Source organism: Paenibacillus sp. FSL H8-0260 (assembly GCF_045040625.1).
GTDB classification, from domain to species: Bacteria; Bacillota; Bacilli; order Paenibacillales; family Paenibacillaceae; genus Paenibacillus_AQ; species Paenibacillus_AQ odorifer.
Genome location: NZ_CP150298.1, coordinates 2,594,062 through 2,618,958 on the forward strand (window position 1 = coordinate 2,594,062; position 24,897 = coordinate 2,618,958).

The 24,897-nt window shown below is 44.5% G+C and carries 17 protein-coding genes and 1 riboswitch; of the genes, 9 read left to right on the top strand and 8 right to left on the bottom strand.

All coding sequences use genetic code 11. The features are described from left to right. Positions 1 to 43 precede the first annotated feature (43 nt). The 4 genes from MHI51_RS11365 (at position 44) to MHI51_RS11380 (ending at position 8,951) form a co-directional block, all read left to right on the top strand. Positions 44 to 1,561 (top strand): ABC transporter substrate-binding protein, encoded by a 1,518-nt coding sequence (locus MHI51_RS11365; protein ID WP_076129999.1) that lies wholly within the window; start codon positions 44 to 46, stop codon positions 1,559 to 1,561. 122 nt (positions 1,562 to 1,683) lie between these two features. Further along, positions 1,684 to 3,003: a glycoside hydrolase family 125 protein gene (locus MHI51_RS11370; protein WP_405173880.1), complete on the top strand. Its 1,320-nt coding sequence runs from the start codon at positions 1,684 to 1,686 to the stop codon at positions 3,001 to 3,003. Then, positions 3,000 to 6,152 (top strand): beta-galactosidase, encoded by a 3,153-nt coding sequence (locus tag MHI51_RS11375; protein ID WP_405173881.1) that lies wholly within the window; start codon positions 3,000 to 3,002, stop codon positions 6,150 to 6,152. Before MHI51_RS11370 ends, MHI51_RS11375 begins: the two co-directional genes overlap by 4 nt. A 45-nt stretch (positions 6,153 to 6,197) precedes the next feature. Continuing rightward, a complete protein-coding gene (locus tag MHI51_RS11380; RefSeq protein WP_405173882.1) occupies positions 6,198 to 8,951 on the top strand; it encodes an alpha-mannosidase in 2,754 nt (917 codons plus the stop codon). Between the two features lie 70 nt (positions 8,952 to 9,021). Here the strand turns inward: MHI51_RS11380 and MHI51_RS11385 are convergent, their stop codons facing one another. Continuing rightward, entirely contained in the window at positions 9,022 to 9,459 is a 438-nt protein-coding gene (locus MHI51_RS11385) for a MarR family transcriptional regulator (protein ID WP_405174055.1), read from the bottom strand. 257 nt (positions 9,460 to 9,716) lie between these two features. Here MHI51_RS11385 and uvrA point away from each other — a divergent pair, with 257 nt between their 5' ends. Beyond that, positions 9,717 to 12,221, top strand: a complete 2,505-nt coding sequence (uvrA, locus tag MHI51_RS11390) for an excinuclease ABC subunit UvrA (RefSeq protein WP_405173883.1) — start codon at positions 9,717 to 9,719, stop codon at positions 12,219 to 12,221. A gap of 554 nt (positions 12,222 to 12,775) precedes the next feature. Beyond that, positions 12,776 to 12,967, top strand: coding sequence for a hypothetical protein (locus tag MHI51_RS11395; protein WP_341002045.1), 192 nt, complete (start codon positions 12,776 to 12,778; stop codon positions 12,965 to 12,967). Between the two features lie 378 nt (positions 12,968 to 13,345). Here MHI51_RS11395 and MHI51_RS11400 read toward each other — a convergent pair whose 3' ends face one another. The 6 genes from MHI51_RS11400 to MHI51_RS11425 all read right to left on the bottom strand — a co-directional run bounded on the left by MHI51_RS11400 (position 13,346) and on the right by MHI51_RS11425 (position 19,947). Beyond that, entirely contained in the window at positions 13,346 to 13,915 is a 570-nt protein-coding gene (locus tag MHI51_RS11400) for a YdeI family protein (protein WP_405173884.1), read from the bottom strand. Positions 13,916 to 13,971: 56 nt separating this feature from the next. Then, on the bottom strand, positions 13,972 to 14,487 hold the full coding sequence (locus tag MHI51_RS11405; protein WP_076130596.1) for a DinB family protein: 516 nt from the start codon (positions 14,485 to 14,487) through the stop codon (positions 13,972 to 13,974). Positions 14,488 to 14,570: 83 nt separating this feature from the next. Further along, complete coding sequence (locus MHI51_RS11410) at positions 14,571 to 15,482, bottom strand: YafY family protein (RefSeq protein WP_076219801.1); 912 nt, start codon at positions 15,480 to 15,482, stop codon at positions 14,571 to 14,573. Positions 15,483 to 15,615: 133 nt separating this feature from the next. Next, positions 15,616 to 16,791: a KamA family radical SAM protein gene (locus MHI51_RS11415; RefSeq protein ID WP_370510815.1), complete on the bottom strand. Its 1,176-nt coding sequence runs from the start codon at positions 16,789 to 16,791 to the stop codon at positions 15,616 to 15,618. 133 nt (positions 16,792 to 16,924) lie between these two features. Further along, a riboswitch (cyclic di-AMP (ydaO/yuaA leader) is annotated at positions 16,925 to 17,066 on the bottom strand. 48 nt (positions 17,067 to 17,114) lie between these two features. Further along, the gene (locus MHI51_RS11420; RefSeq protein ID WP_405173885.1) at positions 17,115 to 18,782 is read right to left on the bottom strand and encodes a helix-turn-helix domain-containing protein; all 1,668 of its coding nucleotides are present in this window, start codon (positions 18,780 to 18,782) and stop codon (positions 17,115 to 17,117) included. A 139-nt stretch (positions 18,783 to 18,921) separates the two neighbouring features. Continuing rightward, positions 18,922 to 19,947 (bottom strand): ABC transporter substrate-binding protein, encoded by a 1,026-nt coding sequence (locus MHI51_RS11425; protein ID WP_405173886.1) that lies wholly within the window; start codon positions 19,945 to 19,947, stop codon positions 18,922 to 18,924. 527 nt (positions 19,948 to 20,474) lie between these two features. Between MHI51_RS11425 and MHI51_RS11430 the strand changes: the two genes are divergently transcribed. Beyond that, positions 20,475 to 21,137 (top strand): HAD family phosphatase, encoded by a 663-nt coding sequence (locus MHI51_RS11430; protein ID WP_076219798.1) that lies wholly within the window; start codon positions 20,475 to 20,477, stop codon positions 21,135 to 21,137. Between the two features lie 42 nt (positions 21,138 to 21,179). Continuing rightward, positions 21,180 to 22,385: a mannitol-1-phosphate 5-dehydrogenase gene (locus tag MHI51_RS11435; protein ID WP_076219797.1), complete on the top strand. Its 1,206-nt coding sequence runs from the start codon at positions 21,180 to 21,182 to the stop codon at positions 22,383 to 22,385. A gap of 91 nt (positions 22,386 to 22,476) precedes the next feature. Here the strand turns inward: MHI51_RS11435 and MHI51_RS11440 are convergent, their stop codons facing one another. Continuing rightward, positions 22,477 to 23,937, bottom strand: coding sequence for an alpha-L-fucosidase (locus MHI51_RS11440; RefSeq protein ID WP_076219796.1), 1,461 nt, complete (start codon positions 23,935 to 23,937; stop codon positions 22,477 to 22,479). Between the two features lie 120 nt (positions 23,938 to 24,057). On the opposite strand from MHI51_RS11440, the gene MHI51_RS11445 reads away from it, so the two are divergent. Next, entirely contained in the window at positions 24,058 to 24,888 is an 831-nt protein-coding gene (locus MHI51_RS11445; protein ID WP_076187275.1) for an AraC family transcriptional regulator, read from the top strand. Positions 24,889 to 24,897: the final 9 nt, after the last annotated feature.

Consider the following 24,897-nt stretch of genomic DNA (forward strand, 5'->3'; position numbering starts at 1 on the left):
GATATAAATAAAGCGTTCATTAATCTAAAGGGGGAAAATAGAAATGAAAATGAAAAAAGGTTTAACACTCGCTCTTGCAGGGACAATGCTTTTTTCTGGCCTTCTAGCTGGATGTGGTTCGAATAATAATACAAATGCTGCTAAAGAAACAAACAATTCAGCGGCAGCAGGGAATTCAGCAGGGAACACATCAGAATTAAAGCCATATGAGTTGAAGATGTATTTAATTGGTGGGCCTCAAAAGGATTTGGATCTTGTCTTAAAAGAAGTTAACAAATATACCCAAGAAAAAATTAACGCGACGTTGAACATTACGATGTTCGATTGGGGCGATTACGATAAGAAGATGCAAGTCATCACCGCTTCTGGTGAGCCTTATGATATTGCCTTTACCTCTTCTTGGACAAATGACTTCCGTCGTAACGCTGCTAACGGTACGTTCTTGGGTCTGAATGATCTGCTAGATAAGTATGGTAAGGAAACGAAAGAAGTTTTGGACCCTCGTTTCTTAGAAGGAACTAAGATTAAAGGTGAGATCTATGGTGTTCCTGTAAATAAGGAGCTTGGACAGCAATGGGTATGGCGCTTCAATAAGAAATATGTTGATAAATACAACATGGACATTTCCAATATCCGTACATTGGATGATCTAGAGCCACTTCTTAAAACGATTAAAGAGAACGAGCCGGCTGATATTACACCGCTAGCTGTTCCTAAAGGCTTTAAACCATTCATGCCATTTGACTATGTACTAGGTGATGAGTTACCTATCGGGGTCTATATGGATTCCACAGATGGCAAGGTTGTTAATATTCTGGAGACACCTGAACTTGCAACATCGTTAGATACGATGCGTAGACTTTACACAGCAGGTTACTTACGCCCAGACGTTGCAACACTTGAAGGTATTGATAACATTAAGACCGGTAAATGGTTTGCCGATCGCGAAATTACACAGCCTTATGCAGAAAAAGGTTGGTCTCGTTCAGCAGGTTATGAAATTGTAACTTCGCCTATGCATGAGCCTTATGTATATACACAGTCCGCCGCAGGTTCGATGCACGCGATTTCCGTAACCTCAGGTGATCCTGAGCGCGCGATGATGTTCTTGAATCTTTTGAATACAGATAAGTACTTACGCAATTTGCTCAACTATGGTATTGAAGGAACACATTATAAGAAAATCTCTGACAATGTCATTGAAGATCTGCCAGCTATGCAAGATAGCTATGCAATGCCAGGCTTCACACTTGGAAACATGTTACTGACTTATCTGCATGCTGATGACCCTGCTGATAAATGGGATGCTTTCAAGAAGTTTAATGATTCTTCAAAAGAAGCCCCTACCTTCGGTTTTGCATTTGATCCTACACCTGTAAAAACAGAAGTAGCGGCTATCAACAACGTAACTAAAGAATTTATGCCTGCGTTATACACAGGTTCTGTTGATCCTAAAACATATCTGCCAAAAGCAGCGAAGAAATTTAAAGAAGCTGGACTTGATAAAGTTATTGCAGAAGTTCAAAAGCAACTTGATGAGTGGAACCAGACAAAGAAATAAGCTAATGAACGTAACACGCCTAAGATTAATCACTAAAGGTAACACAAATAGGATTAGTGGAGACGGGCAGCTATGCTGCCCGTCTCTCTATCTATCCCCATTTATTATGAAGGAGTGAGAATATGGAACAATTCCGACTTCCCGCCATCTCTATGCCGAAGCTGCCGCTTCCTCAAGCGGTTCAAGAAGTATTGAACGAAGCAGAGGAGAAGTTAGCTCATCGGCCGAAGCTGTTGCAGCTTTTTAAGAACTGTTTTCCCAATACGCTTGAGACAACGACTAAGCTTATGGATGATGGGACAACGTTTGTAATTACAGGAGATATCCCGGCTTCTTGGTTGCGAGACTCTGTGGAGCAGGTTATGCACTACGTGCCCTTTGCTAAAAAAGATCCCGATCTTCAGCGGATTATTGGCGGGTTAATTAAACGTCATATCGAGTATATTCATATCGATCCGTACGCCAATGCGTTTAATGAGACAGCGAATGATTGGCATTGGAGCACTAGCGATATTACGGAAATGTCCCCCTGGGTGTGGGAGCGTAAATTCGAGATCGATTCTCTTTGTTTTTCCATGCGTCTGGTTTATGCCTATTGGAAAGAAACCGGAAAGGCTGATATATTCGACGCCGGATTTAAGGCAGCAATGTTCAAAATATTCAACCTGTTCAAAACTGAACAGCGCCATAGTGAATTATCTCCATACCGCTTTACGCGTAACAATGGGATTCCTGAAGATACACTGCGTAATAACGGTCTAGGTATGCCTGTTAATTACACGGGTATGGTCTGGTCCGGATTCCGCTCGAGTGATGATGCATGCGACTTTCATTACAACATCCCGGGGAATATGTTCGCTGTTGTTGCATTACGTCATATGCAGGAATTCGCTGAATGGGTATTCCGTGATCTTGAATTTCTGGAACAGCTTAAAGCATTAGAAGCTGAGATTGATCACGGAATTCAATTGTATGGTATTTATCGTCATCCGAAATTCGGTCCAATCTACGCCTACGAGACCGATGGTTATGGCAACTACTGCTTGATGGATGATGCGGGAACACCAGGACTCCTGTCGATTCCTTATCTCGGCTATGTTACCGCAGAGGATCAAATTTATCAGAATACGAGACGATTTGCTCTGAGCAAGGAGAATCCTTTTTATTTTGAAGGAACCGCAGCGAAGGGAATCGGCAGTCCGCATACTCCCAAAGACTACATCTGGCATATGGCATTATCGATGCAAGGTTTGACGGCATCAACTAAGGAAGAAAAGCTGGAGATGCTTGCGATGTTAGAAGCTACAGATGCGGATACTGGCTTTATGCATGAGGGATTCCATGTTGATGATCCGAATACGTTCACTAGAAAATGGTTCGCCTGGTCCAATAGCCTGTTCTCCCAACTTGTCTATAAAACGATGAAGGAAGGACTACTATGAGCAGCCTGAGCAGACCTGTAATCATATTTTATGATTCTGATTTTCCAATTTCCAGTCCCATTCCTAGCGATGCGATTACATCCATGAGTGAGTTCGGATCTATTGTAAATGAGAATCAGCTTGCACAAACGCTGCACGAAACGAAAAGCGGCTGTTTCATCAATCTGCATGCACCCTATTTCCCGAAAGCGGCCTGGATAGCCATTCTTGAATACCTGCAAAGAGGTGGCGGGTTGATTAGCATTGGAGGCGCACCCTTCAAACAACCTGTTCGTTGGGAAAATGGCCGTTGGCATGTCGAAGCGGAGCAGACTTCCTATCATCAGGAGCTGTATATTCATGAGGCACTTCGTGTTGAATGCTCACGCAACCATTCATTGCTTGCCTCGGATGTCATTCCTCTGCTTAAGGGGCAAGAATCTCTTTTTCTAACGAGTGCAGACACATGGAACCTCGTGCCACATACGACAAAGACGAGTGATTTACCACATCAAATGGGCTCGGCAGGTCCGATGAGCACACGGATTTATCCGCTATTAAAAGGAGTTACGCCCGAAGGTCGGGAAATTTCTGCCCCAGTAGTTCTTTGGGAGAATACGAGCGGTTTGTATGCAGGTTCACGCTGGCTGTTCGTAAATACACCTGCAACAGCTTCTTTTTGGGAGCAAAAAGGTCCTTCCGCGATATCCAATTGGGCGCGTTTCTGCAGCAAGGGTGTTACGGAAATGTGGGTTAAGCCCAATTACGCGTCTTATGAATCAGGAGAACGTGCTTCCCTAACCCTTCAGATTCAGCAGCTTGAACGAGTGAGACCTTCTATGCGAAATGAAGATACATGGAATTTCACAATTCATGTAGAGCATGAATCAGATACCTCTTTGAAGTGGTCTCAGAGTTTGGAAATGAAGGCGAATGCAGAACTAAACATGGTGCGTCTGCCTATTCCTTTGGAGATAAGTAGGGGCCTCTACCAGATTGTCTGTGAAGCAGAAGCCAGTGATGGTGAGGTTCGGATTCTGCGCCAAGGGTTCTGGGGTCATGCTCCTGAGCTGCTGGCAGCAGGCCATCCGGTAACGAGCGGCAGAGATTATTTTATAAAAGATGGGCGTCCGCTACCAGTGGTCGGCATGACTTATATGGCGAGTGATGTGGCGCGAAAATTTCTTTTTCTGCCGAACGCCGGAGTTTGGGATCGTGATATGGGCCAGATGCGGAAGGCCGGGATTAACTGGATCCGTACAGGGATCTGGACAGCTTATCGCAATGTGATGCAAGACGATGGACATGTCTCGGAAGAAGTATTGCGGGCGATCGACGCCTTCATCATGACGGCGAAAAAGCATGATCTTCAGGTGACTTTCACGTTTTTCTCCTTCACACCGGAAACGTGGGGAGGGGTGAACCCTTATCTGGACCCACAAAGTGTGGAAGCTCAGAAGCGGTTTATTCGGTCTATTGTATCTCGTCATAAAGATTCTTCGAATGTAGACTGGGATCTTATTAATGAACCGTCGATGTTTGATCCGGACCGTATTTTCTCGGACGGCCCGAGTTCATGCCATGATCGCTTTGAGCGACAAGCTTTCATAGAATGGCTTCGACATAGACATGTGGAAATTGAAGTACTACAGGAACGCTGGAATATGACGCCCGCACAGCTTCCGGACTTTGCTTCGGCAGGGCTGCCTGAAGCAAAAGAGATGAACTTCGACGTACAAGATATGCACAGTGCCAAGAGGGGAACACGCTGGTTGGATTATTGTTTGTTCTCTATGGAAATGCATAACCGTTGGGTGAAGCAATTATACGATACCATTAAGGAGCAATGTCCAGCTCAGATGGTTACGGTTGGCCAGGATGAGGGACTAGGAGCGCAGCGTCCTTCGCCGTTTTTCTATGAGGAGGCGGTAGATTACACTACTGTGCACTCCTGGTGGTTTAACGACTATTTGATATGGGATGGCATTTTTGCCAAAACCCCCAATAAGCCAAACCTAATTCAGGAGACAGGCGTCATGTATGTAGAAACTCCAGATGGCCGAGCCAAACGTTCAGAACAAGAGCTGCGGAATTTGCTGGAACGCAAGTATGCTTACGCTTTTGGAACGGCAGGTGCGGGAGCTATTCACTGGATCTGGAATACAAATTTCTATATGGATAATGCGAATGAGTCCCATATCGGAGCACTGAGAGCAGATGGAACCGAGAAGCCTGAGGCAGACGTATCTTATAATTTCGGGAAGTTTATAGAAGGTATCCGTGATATATTTGGTGATCGGAAATTGGAAGAGATTGCGGTGGTGTTCCCTTATTCGAATGATTTCTCTAATCGGAAGTTGGCTTTTGCGGCTACAACAGAGCTTACCCGTATTCTGTCTTATGAGCTCAAGATGTCTTTTCGGGGGGCTTCTGAATACCACCTAGATGATTTAGAGAAGAACCCTGCGAAGCTGATTATACTGCCAAGCGCGCATAACTTCGCTGATGCAGCGATGGAACGGTTGTTACACATTGTTGAAGAGACAGGAGCGGTATTGCTTGCCACTGGACCGTTAAGCATTGATGCCTACTGGCGTTCTTCGGATCGGTTGAGTGATATTCTTGGCAAACGTGAATTGCGTAATGTTCGCCGCGAAGAAGTGCTTAGCCTTCAAGGCCAAGAACTCCCCGCCTCCTTCGGTCACCGACGGATTGCTGAGGTGTCGAAGGAAACGATCATTCAACAAAATGGTGGAAGTTCTACTATAGACACTGTCGAGAACATACCGCTTGGCAAGGGTCGAATCCTATGGAGTCCACTGCCAGTTGAATTGAGTGAGCGTAGGGATACTACGGCTACACTTTACCGCTATGCGGTTAATGCTGCTTTTCTGGAACGTGATTTTGAATGGATTAGTGGTGGGGACTTAGCGGGTATCTACGGACGGAAACTGAGCTTTGCTACGGGTGCACTTTTTACCTTCGTGTCGGAATATGCCCAGGATGCAAAGATCGAGGTGAAGGATTCAGCCACTGGCCGAACTTATTCGTTCGTGTTGGAACAGGAACGTTCTGTTCTCTTTGCTACGGATAGTAAAGGAGATTTGCTTGGTGTTTATCGCCCGCAGGAAGTCGAGATTCATGTCAATTATCCACATCTTCTACATTAAGCATCTTGGTAGATAGAACGCATTGCATATAAGGAGGTCTTCACTTTGGAAAGTTCAAAACAATCTATTAGCCCTCAGACAGCCCATATCATTTCCCATACACACTGGGACCGGGAATGGTATCTTCCCTATGAGAAGCATCATGTACGCTTAGTGAAACTGGTTGATGAATTACTGAACCGGTTGGATGAGGATAACGAATTTAAGAGTTTCTATCTGGATGGACAGACGATTATTCTGGAAGATTATCTTCAGGTTCGTCCCGAAAATCAAGAGCGGCTGCAGAAATATATTACGGAAGATCGCCTTCTAATAGGACCTTGGTATATTTTGCAGGATGCGTTCCTTACCAGTGGGGAGGCCAATGTTCGTAATATGCAGATTGGCCATCAGGATTCGAAGCGTTACGGGGAACCCTCCAAAATCGGTTATTTTCCGGACACCTTTGGTCTAGTCGGCCAGACTCCACAATTAATGCTGCAATCCGGCATCAATAATGCCTTTTTTGGAAGAGGTGTGAAGCCCACTGGATTCAATAATACGGTGTCGGATGGAGGTTACGAATCCTCATTCTCGGAGCTGATTTGGGAAGGTCCTGATGGATCAAAAGTGCTCGGCATCCTATTTGCCAATTGGTATTCTAACGGAAACGAAGTGCCTGTAAATGAAGCAGAAGCCAAAGTGTTCTGGGAGAAAAAGCTGGCAGATGCGCGGAAGTTTGCCTCTACAGGTGAGCTGCTGTTCATGAATGGTTGTGATCATCAGCCGGCTCAACTGGATTTGCCAGAGGCTATCGAAACTGCGAAGCGGTTGTATCCAGATATGGAGTTCATTCATTCGAACTTTCCTGATTACCTTAAGGCCGTAGAGGGTGTAATGGATCGCAGCAATCTGTCGACTGTAAAGGGCGAACTGCGGAGCCAGCATACCGATGGATGGGGAACGTTAGTGAATACCGCGTCTGCTCGTGTCTATTTGAAACAGAGGAATCAGGAAGGGCAAATCTTGCTTGAAAAGTTGGCCGAGCCACTTGCTTCGTTCGCACATTTACTGGGGAAAGAGTACCCCCATCATCTGTTCACCTATGCATGGAAGACATTAATGCAGAATCATCCGCATGATAGTATTTGTGGATGCAGCGTGGATGAGGTACACCGTGAGATGGTCACCCGTTTTGACAAAAGCCGTCATGTGGCAGAGACCATTGTTGAGGATAGTAAACGAGTGATTGCAGAAGCTGTGGATACGTCCGGGTTTACAGTATATGGTGAAGACGTGCTTCCACTAGTAGCGATGAATATGACGGGTTGGAGTCGCACGGGTACTGTGAGCGTAGAACTTGATGTGGCGCGTCTATATTTGCGAGAAGGGTTCTCTCTGGAAGAAACGGCTAGCCGTATGACTGGAATTGACTTGCACGGTCGTGTGTTAGTAGACGATCAAGGGAATAACATTGCCTCCCAGTTGGAGGACTTGGGGCTTCAGTTTAGTTATGATTTGCCAGATGATAAGTTCCGTCAGCCGTATATGTGCCGCCGGGTAAGACTTACCTTTGAAGCCGTAGAAGTTCCTGCGCTAGGTCTTCGATCATATGCTTGGGTTCGCCGAGCAGATGCAAAACTGCCAATAGCCGCTGAATCTTTGCTATATGGAGATCGGGTGCTGGAAAATGACGTTATCAAGGTAGTCATTAATGATGATGGTTCGTTTATGCTAAGTGACAAAACTAGTGGAGTGACCTATCAAGATCTTGGTGTATATGAAAACACCGGGGATATCGGCAATGAATATATGTACAAACAGCCAGAGGCCGAACAAGCTTTGACGACTAAAGGACTGAAGGCTAACATTTGTGTACTGGAAAATACATCGTTTCGCGCCGCTATAGAAATTAACCATAACTGGGAGATTCCAGCCTCGGCAGATGATAAGCTGGATGAGGAGCAGCGTGCACTGGTTTATTATCCGGAGCGCAAAGCTCAGCGCAGTAGTGACACAGTCATTCTGAAACTTCGTACTGTAATCTCCTTGGAGCGGGGAGGAAAGGGATTGTATATCGAAACGACAATAGATAACCAGGCCAAAGATCACCGGATTCGTATACTGTTTCCGACAGATTTGAACGCTGCTACGCATCGTGTTGATTCGATGTTCGAGGTTGCTGAGCGGAAAATTGAACCAGCCACAGAATGGAAGAATCCGAGTAACACGCAACATCAGCAAGCCTTTGTTGATGTTAGTGATGGGAAAGCGGGTCTAACCGTCGCTAATTTTGGATTAAATGAATATGAAGTGCTGCGAGATGGGCGTAACACTATTGCGATTACGCTGATACGTTCTGTTGGCGAACTTGGTGACTGGGGGCTATTCCCAACTCCAGAAGCGCAGTGTCTGGGAGAGCAAGTTGTTCGTATGGAGCTTATCCCGCACACAGGTGAGGGTATAACTTCTGGTGCTTATGCTGAAGCTTACCAATTCCAGGTTCCGTGGATTGTTTGCCAGACCGATGTACATGCAGGCGTGGTTGCGCCGGTGTATACTCCATTTGATTGGGAGAGTAAGGAACTCGCATTTTCTTCACTGAAAATGAACGAGCAGACTGGAGACATACTGCTGCGTTGGTACAACATGGGTCAGCAGAACACCAACCTGGCCTTCCAATCGTCTATTCCACAGCAGTATTTCTATAAAACGACGATTCTTGAAGAGGAGAGCCACCCATTCACTAGTGATGAGAAAGGTAGCTTTGACTTACAGATCGGTCCATACGAAATTGTAACGATTGGTATTAGAAAATAAATGAAAAAGGACGGTATCCAGAGAGTCGTATGACTTTTGGATATCGTCCTTTTTTGTATAAATACGTATCTTAGGAAGAAGATTTGCCGCGCGCAGTGGATCCAAGATGATCAATCTGCTCTTCCAGAACCGTACTTGCTTGGCCTAAAAACTGCGAAATAAGGGCGAGCTCTTCATCCGTATAAGAAGCTGCGAGCTTAACCATGGCGGTATGGAGCGGTTGGTACGTATTAATGACATCATCTTTATTCTCATATAATGGCACAATAATCACTTTACGGCGGTCATTCGGGTCATTTTGTCTGCGGACATAGCCATTTTTTTCGAGCCGGTCTATTAATGCCGTAACACTGCCTGTGGTCAGACCGGTTAATTTAGACAGTTCTCCGGCAGTGATCGGACCTTTCTCCCGTAGAATATCTATAGATAAGAAATCATTATTGTATAACCCGAGTGAGGCGGCTACATTTTGTTGGTACAATACCGTTCGGTTTCCCAAACTGCGCATAAGCAAGGTGAATTGTTCCTGCTCTGGTGTAGGTTGTTCGTGGCTTGACAAAAGATAACGCTCCTTTTAAAATAATTATATCTTGATAGTCAAGATATTAGATTGTAAAGTTATTCGAAAATTTTGTGATTTATCAAATACATTCTATCGAAATTAGATATGTTTTGCAAAATAATTGCAATCCAACAGCTTTGGGCAACCATATGGATAGAAGATATAACTACGAACCAGTGGGTTGAATTGAGAGGGGAATAGATGTGAAAGAGACTATTGTTATTAAAGGTGCAAGAGAGAATAATCTGAAAAATGTCTCGCTCACGATTCCTAAGTATAAGCTAGTTGTCCTGACAGGACCTTCGGGATCAGGAAAATCGACCTTAGCTATGGATACACTTCAGCGGGAATGCCAAAGACAGTATTTGGATTCCATGGGCATGACGTCAGATACGATCAGCAAACCAAAGGTGGAATCTATTATTGGACTATCTCCGTCCATTAGTGTTGGACAACATGTCACCAATCGTAATCCCCGTTCGACAGTTGGGACAGTTACCGACATCTATACGTTTGTCCGGTTTATCTTTTCCAGATTAGGCGAGCGGGTTTGTCCTTCCTGTAGTGGCAGCATCCCACCTTCTTTTGAAGCGAGGGGAATGCTGATCGAGGAAGACGAGGAAATGGATGGTCAAACGATGGGTTGTCCGCATTGCGGAGCTGAGCTTGAGAGGCTGGGCATGTCCCACTTTTCTTTTAATAAACCGGAGGGAGCTTGTGAAGCCTGCGGTGGTGTTGGATCTGTGGCAACTATAAATGAAGCGGCGGTGTTTAATCCAGAACTTAGTATGCGTGAGGGTGGTGTTGCCTCGCTGAATGGTGTTCATCGTGATATACAGATGCGTATATTAGTGGCCGCTGGCAAGCATTTTGGCTTTGAGTTTGACCCGGATCAGCCCTTAAAAGATTACGGTGAAATTCAGCGCGACTTGTTGTATTACGGAGTGGAAAGTGAGGCGTTTAAGCGCCATTTTCCCAATGTTAAGCCGATTCAAGGCACCAAATTTGAAGGCGTCATTCCTGGTTTGTGGCGGCGTTACAAGGAGAAGGAAGGAGAAGCTGGTACACAGGAAAAAGACGGCGGATTTTTTCATGAGCAGCAATGCCCGGAATGCCTTGGCGCTCGCCTAAAAAAAGAAGTTCGTCTCGTTCGGGTAGCTGGCGCATCGATTACGGAGGTATCGGATTGGCCATTAAGCGATGTTTACGAGTGGACTAAAGGCTTGGAGGCGGCTTTGCCAACCGAGGGACTTCATCTGCTTGAACCCATCCTTCACGATATGCCTACCCGACTAAAACGGATTATCGATGTTGGTCTTGGTTATCTTTCCATGAACCGTCAGACGGTCTCCCTCTCTGGTGGAGAGGCACAGCGGCTGCGCCTTGCCTCATTGCTGGGGTCAGGTCTGACTGGAGTGTTATACATTCTAGATGAACCGACGACCGGGCTTCATCCGCGGGATACTGTTGGCCTCATTCGTGTGCTTCAGGAGCTGCGCGATTTGGGTAATACGGTGCTCGTTATCGAGCATGATATTGAGATGATGCGCGCTGCCGATCATATTATTGATATGGGTCCGGGTGCTGGTCTGGACGGCGGGCAAGTTGTTGGCGAGGGCAGCATTGAGGATTTGATGGTAAGCGAGACTTCTGTTACGGGAGCCTATCTTAGAGAAGAGCGTAATAAGACTGCTGCATACGTTCGCCGGAAAGGTGACGGAAAACAAATCACCATCCGACAGGCACAGTACCGGAATATTGATATCCCGGAGGTTTCATTTCCTCTAGGTTGTCTAGTTTCTGTAACTGGGGTTTCGGGTTCAGGCAAGTCGACACTAGTCTTTGATATTCTTGCGCAAGGCAGTGCGAAAGGACATGAGCAAATAGGCTGTGCGGAGATTGCGGGCTTAGATCCGGTTGGAAATATAGTGATCTTTGACCAATCGCCCATGGGTAGAATGTTGCGTTCTAATGTAGCGACATATACAGATGTATTCACACATCTGCGCCAGCTGTTTGCTGCATTGCCGGAGGCGAAAAAAAGAAAACTGACTTCCAAGCATTTTTCCTTCAACACACCGGGTGGACGCTGCGAAACCTGTCAGGGTCTTGGGGTGCTGACTGTAGACATGAATTTCTTACCCGATCTGGAGGTTAAATGCCACGCATGCAAGGGGAGAAGATTTACGGATGAGGTTCTCCAGGTGAAATATGATGGATATTCCATCTCGGATCTGCTGGACATGTCCGTACAGGAAAGCTTGCTGATTCTTAAGTCGGAAGCCAAAATGGCGGGGATTATCGAGACATTGTGTGAGGTAGGTCTCGGTTACCTTAAATGGGGACAATCTGTCAAAACCTTATCCGGTGGTGAAGGGCAACGGATTAGACTGGCTAAAGAGCTGAGCAAACCTTCCAAAAACCATACGCTCTATCTGCTCGACGAACCAACAACAGGCCTTCATCCGTCAGACATCAAGCAGCTCCATACCTTATTGAGCAAATTGGTTGATACGGGAAATACCGTCGTAGTTGTGGAGCACAGCTTAGAGTTGATTCGAGAGTCCGACTGGGTGATTGACATTGGCCCTGAAGGTGGCGTTGTGGGCGGTAAGCTTGTAGCTGAAGGTACACCGGAGCAGGTTGCTGAAGTGCGGGAATCCTACACAGGGATGTTCCTGAAACGGATTCTGGCTGAAGGGCTGTAATCCAATAAAAAGAGGTGCCCAAAAGCCATGAAAATGGCTGGGGCACCTCTCTTTTTTGAACTTAAACCAAACCTCTGCTCTCAACTCTAAACTTTGCCTGAACGTCTGAACCAATCCCATTCGCGCGTACTTAGCACTTTCGGAATAAGAGATGAATTATACGTACGTAGCACATTAGGATTAACAGATGAATTTACACGTACGTAGCACTGTAGGATTAGCAGATGATCAAGAGTCGATGGTGTTTGATCCGCAGATGATTAGGATACGGTAGCATCAGACAGCGAATGACAGCGAAAGACTATGCTTCGGCGGTATCGGACTCAGGAGTCCAGCGAATGATCATACTTGGCGGTATCGGACTCAGCAGACGTTATAAGCAGGAAAATCCGCCATTTGGAGTATTATCGGACCGCATAGCTCCTATTGGAGGGAAAATCACCGTATAAGAGCCAGTTTCTAAGGAATAGCTGCACTGGGGTCCGATAAGTTGCTGAAAAGGCGATAAATTAGTAAATAGCGTCATTGGAGTCCGAAAGCCTCAGCAGGAGATCATGGTAGCAGTAGCAGTAGTGGTAGCAGTAGACCCGGCGAATGATCATACTTCGGCGGTGTCGGACTCAGGAGTCCAGCGAATGATCATTCTTCGGCGTATCGGACTCAGCAGACCTTATAAGCAGGAAAATCCGCCATTTGGAGTATTATCGGACCGCATAGCTCCTAATGGCGGAAAAACCACCGTATAAGAGCCTGTTTCTAAGGAATAGTTGCGCTGGAGTCCGATGAGTTGCTGAAAAGGAGATAAATTAGTAAATAGCGTCATTGGAGTCCGAAAGCCTCAGCAGGAGATCATGGTAGCAGTAGCAGTAGCAGTAGCAATAGACCGAGCAAATGACTATACTTCAGCGGTATCGGACTCAGCAGACCTTATATGCAGGAAAATCCGCCATTTGGAGTATTATCGGACCGTATAGCTCCTAATGGCGGAAAAATCACCGTATAAGAGCCCATTTCTAAGGAATAGCTGCGCTGGAGTCCGATGAGTTGCAGAAAAGGCGATAAATTAGTAAATAGCGTCATTGGAGTCCGAAAGCCTCAGCAGGAGATCATGCATCTAGCGCAGCTTAATAATCTAGCAGACGTCCATTATCATGCCATTGCCCGTACATTTTATTTTCTTTAGTGTTTGCTATGAATTTGTCTAATTTAATCTTAAATAAATCTGGCTGATGTTTATTGCTTTGGATCGTGTCGATCCGAAGTCTTTTATAAAGGGCTGGAAAGGCTGTGAAATTCTCATATACTTGACTGTCCTCTTTTAGCCTTTGCTCTATAATCTTATCTACTATAAAAGAATCAGGGTTCATATCAGGAAGTACCCGTTTTCCTTCAGCACTCATTAACCCCAGCTTTTCGAGGCGGCGGACACGCTCTTTATTCAATTCAGTCCAAGAGCTTCTTTTGCTTCGGGGAGAGAGTCTTTGCGCCAGCTCCGTTTCCGAAATTTTCTTTTTCACTCCATCGATCCATCCAAAACACAAACATTCCTCAACTACGTCCAAATATAGCAACGTTTCTGGGTTTGACGTCATACTAACGAGAACCCAACAAGATTTTTCAGTCTTAGAATTCTCCTGCAGCCAAACTCTTAAATCTTCTCTCGTTTTTACTGTAATTAGATTTTTAATCTCCATAATTAAAATACAATTTCCTTTCTAGGTATGGAGTGGAGCGTCTTGCCCATCCGAGATTAAATTGCTTTTGCAGGAACCTGATACCAAAAAAGAGCATAGTCATTCATGGTGGAAGCATGGCCTAACTGCCGTAACATAGTAGATACATTGCCTCTATGATAAGTCCCGTGATTGGCGACTTGCAACACAATTTCTGATAGGCGTGTTTGGCGGATTCCGGCGAATGGATTGTCAAGCAGAATGGTTTGCTCCAAATCGGATTGATTGTGTAACCATGCTTTGTATTGTTCCGATAGCTGGGCAAAGATATTTACGTATTCATCCACAGAATCTAGAATGCTCAAATTTAGCGGGATACTTTGTTGAAAAGCCTCTGGCATGGCAGTGCCTGTTAATACAAGATACCACATCGTATCAACCGCATAGATATGGCTAAGGGCATGAGCGATGGTGGGAAATGAGCTGTTCACTTCTTGACTTAGCACAGAAGGCGGGAGTTCCTTGATTCTCCCCAGGATAGTTTGGTTTGCCCATGTGTGGTATTTAAACATTTCTACTGGATAATTTGTCATTCGTACATTCTCCTTTTGAATGGTCATGGATTTGTTTTTTGTTACTGTAGTTAATATAAAAGAAGAAGTATGACATCAGACTGTCATACTTCTTCATAAAGTTTGAGTGTGTTTTGAAGCTGCTCTTTTAAAATACCTCGCAATGCAGGGGGTTCGAGGACTTCGGCGCCGCTGCCAAAACTCAGCAGAATGGACCAAAGCCAACGTGCTTCCAATGGCTTATACACAGGAATTCGCATCGTCATGCTTTTATCGGAATGAAATTCCTTGTCGACTTGATGAAACTGATCCAAAGCTTCTGCCAAAGCCTCAGGGCCTACCCGGATCACTATTTCCTCCACCTGATCTGCCCTGTTTGAACAGCCAGCCTCTTTGGGTACCTCATGTTGCGAATGAAAGGTATCCTGCGTCAGGAACAAATTCAGCATCCGGGAAAGTCGGAACTCCCTATAGTCCTGCCGAGCCCGGCAATAACCATAGATGTACCAGTTGCTATATTTAAAATGAAGCTTTACTGGTTCCATTTCACGGGTTGTACGTTCATTTTTTACACTGATGTAATCAAAACGGACAACATTTCGTTCCGATATAGCCGCACGTAAAAGAGGAAGTGCGTCAGGATCCGTACGCCGGGTTTCAAGATCCACCGCGAGACTAGAGGTCTGTGGCTCCGTTCCAATCGTTTGCAGCCGTTCAATGGTTCCTTGCGTATGCTCATCTTCAAACACGGAAGAAAGACTGTTAAGTACAGTAATCAGAGAAGTGACATCATACGAACGGAGCAGGCTTTTATCCATTTTATATCCGTCCATGATGCCATATCCACCTTTAGTACCCTGATACGATACGACCGGGATGCCAGCGGCACAAATCACATCGATATCTCTATAGATCGTTCGCTGGGAAACCTGAAACTCTTCAGCCAGCTTGGAGGCAGATAAAACTTCGTGGTTCAATAGTTTGTAGATCATAGAAATCAATCGTTCCAATTTCATGTGTGCATTCCCACCCATTAGTCCATTTCGTGTTACAGCGTGATTATATCATAGAATTTTTCGGGCAAATTTTGGGCGGGAGGAGCTTTGTTGTTGGCGATGAAGAAATATCCTATGACAGAGTCGATTAAATCTATTTACAGATTAAATCCGCAGGCTCGCCTGATAAATCATTAACAGAAATAATAGCATCGTTTTTTTTCACAGGTGGTGTCCAATATTGCTCATTCCCAGGCAGGTCATCGAACCATTCGGCGTCCTTTGGACAATCTAGAATCATAAATTTTCCGTATTCCTGATCTCTGGATTGATGGTATTTGAGATAGGCTTTTCCGTTATCAATGGCGAGAATTTCTATTTTTCCTGAGGTGTGGCTCATGGATAAGCGTACTCTTTTGCCAAGTCCTGAGGTTCTGGCTTTGGCTTCTTCTACAATTTGATAGACTTGCTCGAGCGGTAATACGAAATCCCGGTTTCCGGCTACGGGCCGGTTCACAAAGAAGTAGTAGGGTGTAACGCCAGCCCATGAAAGCCGGTCCAGTAGTTCCCCTAAAATAACGGGATCATCGTTGATGCCTTTGAGGATGGGGGTCTGATTTACGACAATTGCCCCTGCGTTGTGGAGAGCTTTAAATGCTTTTTTGGCTTCAGGTGTAATTTCACGAGGATGATTGATGTGCGCCATAACATAGATTCGTTTGTCTTCGGTAGAGTAAGTACGAATCAGCTCCAGCAGCTCTTCGTCTTCAGAGATCCGCATCGGATTAAATACGGGAATTTTGGAACCCAGTCTAATGATCTTAACATGCTCAATGCTTCTTAGATTTTCAATAATGGATCTTAGCTTCGGTGTGGAGAGAATTAAACTGTCCCCGCCCGTAAGAAGTACGTTGTTAATCTCCGGATTATTTGCGATATACTCCAAGCCCGGAGAGACATCAGCCATCGCCTCTTTCACGTCATTTCGGAACAGACGCTTACGGAAACAGTAGCGGCAATAAGCCCCGCAGACCTCGGATACAATCAGTAGTGCAGTGGTTCTATACTTGTGCTGACAACCAGGTACCACATAATTCGTGTCCTCATCGGAGGCGTCCCAGCGCCCATACTCCAGCAGTTCACCTTCGTTAGGAATAACCAGCTTACGGATGGGATCATTTGGATCATCCCAGTTAATCAAAGACAGATAGTAGTCATTTACACGAAAAACAAATTTGTCCGTAATTTCTTTCAGATTCTCTTTTTCCAGCTCAGACAACATAGCTATTTTGTTAATATCCGTGAAGTACTTTACCTTTTGCACGTACATCTCTCCTTTGTCTCGTAGTGTGAGAAATGAGGGAGCCTTAGTGTCAAAGGCCAATCTACTGCCAGCAGGGTCCAAAAAAGCACAAAAAGAGACCCTTAGCAAGGGTCTCTGGTTATGTAAATAACATGAAAAGCAGACCCATCCACTGCTGACGAGGTTAGCTGACGGACTCGGGTAAGATGGTACCCTACATTCTAATGCTCAATGATTCGCCCCAATTAACTGGTTCCCCCGCTTTTCAACTGTAAAAGTTGGAAATTAAGCGTAGATAAAGTATACCCTATCAAGTTTTGAAAAGTCAAAAGAGAATCCTGGATTCACTTTCAATTGCTAGCGCTACTTCCGCCGAGTAGTTTAGGCAACAGCGTTAGCAGCTTCTCCCGGGTTAACGCATCACTAGAGTTCCATTTGCTTCCGTCGAGCAGATAAACATGTCCCTGACGTACTGCCGGGAGATTGTTCCAAAGTGAACTGTCTAGTAGCCGTTCCATCGCAGCTCGCGAGTCTTTGCGTTCCGGAATGAACATGAAGATATGATCTCCGGCGTAGGCAGGCAGTCGCGTTGGATCAACTTCGGCGAACCCTAACTCTTCGTCCAATATGGCCTGGATCTCTTCGGTCGGTTGTAAACCACATGGGGCATAAAGCGCAGTGGAGAATCCGGACATTCCCATAGCATACAGATGATCTCCATGATCATAGACCAAAGCAGAGGCGGTTTCTCCAACTTGGAGGGTTGTCGTGTAAAGCTGCTGCCAAATGGCAGCGTTTTTGATTGTGAATGACTCCAGCCATGCTTCGGCTTCGCGCTGTTTACCTAGCCAACTGCCTAATGTCCGCATTCGGTTGTCGAGAGGCGCAAATGAATCAAAGGTGAGTGTCGGAGCGATACCAGAAACTGCTCTGTAGGCTCTTTCATCACTATTTGCCAAAATGATCAAATCTGGGTTTAGGGAAGCGGTCAACTGCGGGTCCAGTGGAAACCCGACGTTGGCGAGCTTCTTAAGCCGATGTTTATAGACGCTGTTCCGGGCGAATGCTTCATCTCCACCGATAGGCTTTACGCCTAACGCGAGAAGGTCGCCAAGTGTTTCGCCATGATAGACAATACGTTTCGCTCGCTCTGGAATCTCCACCTCATGACCCGTCCAATCCTTGACGGTAAGCTTACGACCTTTCTGATGTGCATATTGTCCGGGTGTAACTCCGGTTTTTTGCCGAAAGCGGCGGCTGAAATAGTATTCGTCCGAGAAGCCGACCAGTCTGGCGATTTCCCGCAGTGGTTCAGTCGATTCCTGCAGGAATCGTTTGGAATGATTAATGCGCAGATCCGTCAGGTATTCAAGCGGCTTTTTACCCGTAAGCTGCTGAAAGATCGGTGTATATTGCCAGATTGATATTCCCGCCAGTTCAGCTAACTGCTTCACGGTGATACTCTCTGTATAATGCTCCTGAATGAATGTTATGGTCTTTTCTACGGATTCCGTAGGACTTGGCAGGTGTTTGGAAGGGTAATTATGCTCAAAAAGTAGCAGCAGCAATTCTTGGAATTTTAATTGTCGCTTGAATTGTTGTACATCATCGGTGTTATTCCTGTTCATGAGCAGGTCTTCGACTAGTCGGATTACCTTGGTGAACGGGTGCACAATTAACTCCCGTCTGCCGGAAAGCAGCTCTCCAGAATATCGTTTAGGAAGCTTGGTTGTATAAATTGCTGTAAAGGTGATGAGGTAATAATACAACGTCAGCTCCTGGTTGTCCGTACTATAGGAGATTCCAGGAGATAGTAGATAACATTTATCCGTACTTAGTATCACGCTTTGATCATCGAGGTTCAATTGTCCGTTCCCTCCAGTAAATATGAGAAGGGTATAGTCCTGGGTTGTACGCGTTATAGAGCTTGAATCGGCAGCTTGAATCATCAGTTCGGCCTCGTTTAGCTGAAATAGCAGAGAGTGGAGTGGGGGGCAGGACGATGATGTATGCAGCATGGGTTCAGCCTCCGTTCATTTGGTGAGAATGATTATCAATGAATTCATTGTATATAAAAAAAAGAAGCATATCAACAGCTGTTGACATGCTTCTTGCAGTTTTTTATCAGCCTTGTGTTAAACTCTTCATCACAGAAGGTTATTTCATATTCAATAGCTGTGGAATTTCGCCAAGCAGCCATTCTCTTGTTGTCGCATCACTTGAAGTCTTCATGATGTCTTGTGTATAGACATATCCGTTCTTGACAGCAGGAAGGCTCTTCCAGATAGGGCTCTTTAATAGATTCTCTGTGGATTGTTTTGCTTCTTCTGCCACTGGAGTCAAGAGGAATATCCGGTCTCCGGCATATTCTTTCAGGACTTCCATGGATACTTCCTGGAACCCTTTACCTTCATCAAGGATCGTCTGAATAGCTGGAGTTGCCTTGAAGCCATTCTCCCCATAGAGTACCTGGGAAAGTCCGGTTGCTGCCATTATAAACAGTCTGTCTCCTGGATAATAAGTGAAGACCGCAGCCGTTTCGCCCTCTTTCATGCCTGCGGATTTCAATTGCTTCCACATGTTCTCTTCAGCGGTTTTATACTGCGCAAGCCATGCTTCTGCTTCAGCCGTTTTACCAACAATTCCACCAATGTCCAGCATACGTTCCTGGAGTGGGGCAAAGGTATCAAATATTATAGTGGGTGCAATTTTGGAGAGCTGTTCAAAATCAGCTTCATCTGTGCCCGCATAGATGATCAGGTCAGGCTGAAGCTCCAATGTTTTTTCCAGATTGATAGGGAAGCCTACATCCTCCACACCTTGTAATTGATCTTCAAAAACCTGGCCTTCACCCATAGAAAGAGGATAACCTACCGCCTGCACACCAAGTGCGAGCAAATCGCCATAAGTTTCTCCAGAATAGATAATTCGCTGCGGATTCACCGGAATCTCTACAGTATGCCCTATGTAATCTGTATAGGAGCGGGTAGTCGCTGCTGCTTCATCTGTACTGCTATCTGAGGGTTCTGCTGAAGGTACCGCGGTTGCAGCGGAAGAGTTCCCGGTTGCGTTCACCTTACTATTGGCAGAGGATTGTTCCTTTGAGTTTCCGCACGCCAGTAGCAATGTACTCAGCAAAAATAGTACACATACTACAGCGAAGGACTGTCGTACCTTGTTCATATCTTATTGCCTCCCTATTATATGTAACGACCACCAATAATGATAATCATTCTCGATTAAAATATATCATAAATTAAAGCCTCTTTTTACTCAATGGACAAAAAATAACCCCGTAATTTGATTTGTACAATCAAGTAAAAAGGATGTGTTTAAAATTATTTTGAATTATTTTTAGCTGCTTGGAAAAATACTCTAAATAACAGCAATCGAGAGAAAGAGAGGGAGCTTGTCTTGATAACAAACTTGGCAGAAGGAATCCCTTGAAGCACATAGGATTGTGGTGTTTTTTTGAATCTGATTACTGTTATGTATTAAGATGTTCAGGTGATGCAAAAATCCAGGTTTGTCCACATTGATTGTAATCGTTATCATTACGTGGCATGTTATCTACCGTGCTTGACGTCAGTAGAAGGGCTTTGTTATGGTTTTTATAGTCAAACGCAAGCCGAAATAGCTTTTTGTAGAATATGCAGAAGGTTTTGCGTAAGATATTCTAACCAAACATAATACGAGGGAGATGGTTGATTGTGATCAAAGGAATTATTTTTGATTTTGACGGAACGATTATCGACACGGAGACTGCTTGGTACACCGCATTTAACGAGGCTTATGCAGAATATGGAGTGGATCTGACGCTTGAACAATATTCCACCTGCATCGGCACGAGCTTGAACAGTTTTAATCCTTATGAATATTTAATGACTGATCTTAAGCTAGCGATTGACAAAGAAGAGTTCAGTAAGGCTGTTAAACAGAGACACAGCAAACTTATGGAGCTTGAAACAATACGACCAGGCATTCAGCATTATCTTGATTCCGCCAAAGCAGCTGGACTGCGCATAGGGCTGGCCTCAAGTTCTTCACTGGAATGGGTGGAAAAATATCTGAATCAATTGGGTATTCGCGAGTATTTCGAATGTGTTCGGACTGCCGACCATGTGGCAAAAGTGAAACCAGATCCGGAGCTATATAACCAAACGTTAGCTTGTCTTGGAATCACAGCTGATGAGGCGGTTGCTATCGAGGATTCACCGAATGGATCTAAGGCAGCGGCAGCAGCTGACATCCGTTGCATTGTGACGCCTAACGAAATTACTAATTTTCTTGAATTCGATAAGCAGCACCATAAAATTGATAATCTAAGTCTTCTTGAATTTGATCATGTAGTTACTCAACGTTGCTTCGTATAGAGAAACCGAGAAACTAAGTTCAAATTAAAGGGGGATACCAAATTGAGAGCCGTACATTTTGGAGCAGGCAATATTGGCAGAGGTTTTATTGGGCCTATGTTGTCGGACTCCGGTTACAATGTTTGTTTCGTCGGAAGAAATAAGAGTAAAATTGCCCAATTGCAAAAACGTGGGCAATATCCTGTCACCCTAGCTAACAAGAACAGGGACAGCTTTATCGTTGATAATGTTACTGCAATCAATCTGAATGATACTGAGGACGTTACTAGAGCTATAGCAGAAGCTGAAATTGTGACAACTGCCGTCGGAATATCCGCTTTAAAAGATATTGCTGAGACCATTGCGCAGGGCATCGAACGAAGGCTTGAAAATAGCAGAAATCTCAACCCTCTTCATATCATTGCCTGTGAGAATGGGATTGGAAGCAGTCAGAAGTTGAAAAAATCAGTTTATCGGCATATGAAGCAATCCTTCAAGGAACTTGCTGACCGCAATGTCGCTTTTCCCAATGCGATGGTGGACCGGATTGTACCTATGCAGAAAAATACAGATTCACTTGAAATCCTCGTTGAACCCTTCAGTGAGTGGGTTATTCCCCGCAGTGGAATGATTGGTAATTACAATGAAATTAAAGGCGTCCATTATGTGGATTCGCTGGCGCCATACCTCGAACGGAAGCTATATACTGTGAATACAGGTCATTGCAGTGCAGCCTATTTTGGATACCTGGAAGGTTATACTAGCATTCAAGAAGCGATGTCTGATCCCGAAATCAGAGCTCGTGTTCACGGGGTGCTTAAGGAAACAGGGGCCTTATTGGTGCATTTATATGGCTTCAAGCCCATAGAACATGACCGGTATATAGAAAAGATGATGGAACGATTCACTAACCCCAACTTTAACGATAAAATTACACGTGTCGCCCGCTCTCCGCTTCGCAAGCTTTCACCTAATGATCGACTCGTAAAACCGGCAATGCTTGCTCATGAACTTGGTTTTGAGACTTCACATTTAGTCTCAGCTATTGCTTCTGCACTTTATTTTGATCATGAAAAAGATCCAGAAGCCTTACAGCTTCAAGCGGACATCCGAAACCACGGGCTAAGTGAAGTCATTGCTGCACAACTAAAAATCCCCACGGAGCATCCGCTTCATGGTCGCATTATTTTGGAGTCCAACAAATTACGCGCGAGATATCCTCATAGGACTAGAATGAAGACAATAAGCGTCAAGGTACCCTACTTTTAATATAAAACGATGGTTATAAACCTATAAAAGAGTGTTCTCTGCTGGATGGGCAAGAACACTCTTTTTATAGGTTACGAAGGTCTGTAAGTCTCTAATCCAATTCAATCCGCAGAACAACCGGAGTCTCACTGCGAACCGAGGTCGTTTTTATAACCAAGGCTTCATCGGTTCTTTCCCATGCAGGTTGTTCCTCAAAACCTAAGATTTTGATCTGTTTAATCATCCCATGGAAGTGAGCAGAGTTTTCTTTAAGGGATTTGATTTGCACTATACCGTTGTTTGGATAGACAAGAACAGTAGCGTAAAGATAACTGCCTTTTACCGTAAAGCGGATATCTTCATTGGTGAAAATTTTTGTGATCCCATCTGTAAACTGACCTTCAACAATCTCCGTAGGGCCTTCCCCGAAGGTGCGCCAGTAGGTCGTATCATAGATTGCTTCACCATTCACCTTTAGCCATTCTCCGATGCCAAGCAGAATCTCCTGATCCTGAGCTGGAATGCTGCCGTCCGCTTTAGGACCTATATTCAGCAGCAAGTTGCCGTTTTTGCTTACGATATCTATTAGATCTCTGATAATTTCTACGGCAGATTTATAATCATTTTCCGGTGTATAACACCATGAATTTTTAGCAACTGCTGTATCCGTTTGCCAGAAATAAGGTTTAAGCCCGGAGAAATGACCTCTCTCAATATCTGGGATTGCTGAGCCAAACATGAAGGCATCATGCTTATAATTGATTGCAACCGGAGTTCCCCATTCCTCTCCCTTATTGTAATAGTAAGCGGCAAACTTTTTGAGATAGGGTTTGAAGGCAGCTGTATGAATCCACCAGTCAAAGTAAAAGATTTTCGGCTGATAATTGTCTACCAGCTCGCAGCAGCGAATCAACCAATCCTCCAGAAATTCTTGATTAGGTGGGGAGCCGAATAAATCGTGATGATCGGGTTCGGGCATAGATGGCCAATAGAAATCCCCACATACAAGCGGTTCATGGATATCGGAATCAAATTCCTTGCCATGAGACAGGAAGAACCAGTGCTCAGCTCTATGGGAAGATACACAAAACTCTAATCCCTGCTGCTCAAAAGCGTCTTTCATTTCCCCGACTAAATCCCGCTTAGGACCCATCTCATATGTGTTATAGTGAGAGTAAGCGCTCTTATACATTTGAAAGCCGTCATGGTGCTCTGCAACAGGCATCACGTATTTGGCACCAGATAATTTGAAGAGACTGGCCCATTCCTCAGCATTGAAATGCTCAGCCTTGAACAAGGGGATGAAGTCTTTATAACCAAAGGTTTTATGCTCACCATAAGTAGCAAGATGATGTTCATATTCCCGCGAACCCTGGATATACATATTTCGGGGATACCACTCATTGGCGAAAGCCGGAATAGAATAAAGGCCCCAATGAATGAAAATACCAAACTTAGCGTTCTCATACCACGTAGGCACTTGAAATTGACTTAGTGAATCCCAATCGGCTTTGAATCTTCCAGTTGCGATCGTATCTTCGATTACTTTTAAATATTTTTTTTTATCCACCATTTTGCAATCATCCTTTCAAACGTTTATTTCTACTTCATTGTAGTGATTGGAGGTGGAAATCAAAATGTAGGACATTAACTTTTAGATGTACAAAACTAACCTGATAAGGCGGAGTAAGGGATGGATAACCATGTTTTGCTTACAAATTATTTATCCAATTTAAAGGTTGATTTATTTATGGCTGATTACAATCTTTGTGGCCGTGACTGGAGAGATCTTGACTACACACCTGACTATAGTAAATTTTATTTTATTTGCGATGGGGAGGGTTGGTTAAAGATTGGCGATCGAGAATATTATCCGAAGCCTGGTCAGCTTTTTTTGATGCCTGAGGGAGTTAAGCAATCTTATTCTTGCATAAGTGATCAACCCTTTGAGAAGTATTGGTGCCATTTCAGCGCAAAAGTCGGAGACATTAATCTATTCAAAATGTTAGAGCTAAGTCATGTATGCAGAGAAGTAGATCCTCATGTAATCCAAAAGATTTTCAGCAGCCTAACGAGTCATATGAAATCTGATGCGGTGTATGCTCATTTATTAGCCAAAAGTAAGTTAATGGAGTTATTTTCTTATTTTATTATGAACATAGATGTAGACGAAATCACTTTTAAGAATCTAAGCTCGATCGAAAAATTAACGAAAATATTAACGTACATAGACGCCCATATCGAGCGTAATATCACCATACACGAGCTTGCCGAGATTGCGTACATGCATCCCAACTATTTTATCCGGCTATTTAAACAGCAAATCGGAGTTCCACCCATACAGTATATCACCCGAAAAAAGATAACTAAGGCCAAGGAGCTATTGAGGGGGACGCAAAGTTCTGTCGGTGAGATTGCCCATGATCTTGGTTTTAGCGATCTCTATTATTTCTCCAAACAGTTCAAAAAAAATGTAGGTTTAAGCCCTTCGGAATTCAGACAAGGAACAGTAGCTGTGAAATAAATAGAAGAA

What these genes read in the sequence shown, in the direction of transcription:
- MHI51_RS11410 (WP_076219801.1), bottom strand. Translation starts at nt 15,482, where the DNA reads ATGAAATTGGAACGATTGATTTCTATGATCTACAAACTATTGAACCAC.
- MHI51_RS11375 (WP_405173881.1), top strand. Translation starts at nt 3,000, where the DNA reads ATGAGCAGCCTGAGCAGACCTGTAATCATATTTTATGATTCTGATTTT.
- MHI51_RS11405 (WP_076130596.1), bottom strand. Translation starts at nt 14,487, where the DNA reads ATGACAAATTATCCAGTAGAAATGTTTAAATACCACACATGGGCAAAC.
- MHI51_RS11370 (WP_405173880.1), top strand. Translation starts at nt 1,684, where the DNA reads ATGGAACAATTCCGACTTCCCGCCATCTCTATGCCGAAGCTGCCGCTT.
- MHI51_RS11400 (WP_405173884.1), bottom strand. Translation starts at nt 13,915, where the DNA reads ATGGAGATTAAAAATCTAATTACAGTAAAAACGAGAGAAGATTTAAGA.
- MHI51_RS11440 (WP_076219796.1), bottom strand. Translation starts at nt 23,937, where the DNA reads ATGGTGGATAAAAAAAAATATTTAAAAGTAATCGAAGATACGATCGCA.
- MHI51_RS11385 (WP_405174055.1), bottom strand. Translation starts at nt 9,459, where the DNA reads ATGCGCAGTTTGGGAAACCGAACGGTATTGTACCAACAAAATGTAGCC.
- MHI51_RS11365 (WP_076129999.1), top strand. Translation starts at nt 44, where the DNA reads ATGAAAATGAAAAAAGGTTTAACACTCGCTCTTGCAGGGACAATGCTT.
- MHI51_RS11420 (WP_405173885.1), bottom strand. Translation starts at nt 18,782, where the DNA reads ATGCTGCATACATCATCGTCCTGCCCCCCACTCCACTCTCTGCTATTT.
- MHI51_RS11425 (WP_405173886.1), bottom strand. Translation starts at nt 19,947, where the DNA reads ATGAACAAGGTACGACAGTCCTTCGCTGTAGTATGTGTACTATTTTTG.
- MHI51_RS11445 (WP_076187275.1), top strand. Translation starts at nt 24,058, where the DNA reads ATGGATAACCATGTTTTGCTTACAAATTATTTATCCAATTTAAAGGTT.
- MHI51_RS11415 (WP_370510815.1), bottom strand. Translation starts at nt 16,791, where the DNA reads ATGTACGTGCAAAAGGTAAAGTACTTCACGGATATTAACAAAATAGCT.
- MHI51_RS11395 (WP_341002045.1), top strand. Translation starts at nt 12,776, where the DNA reads ATGGTAGCAGTAGCAGTAGTGGTAGCAGTAGACCCGGCGAATGATCAT.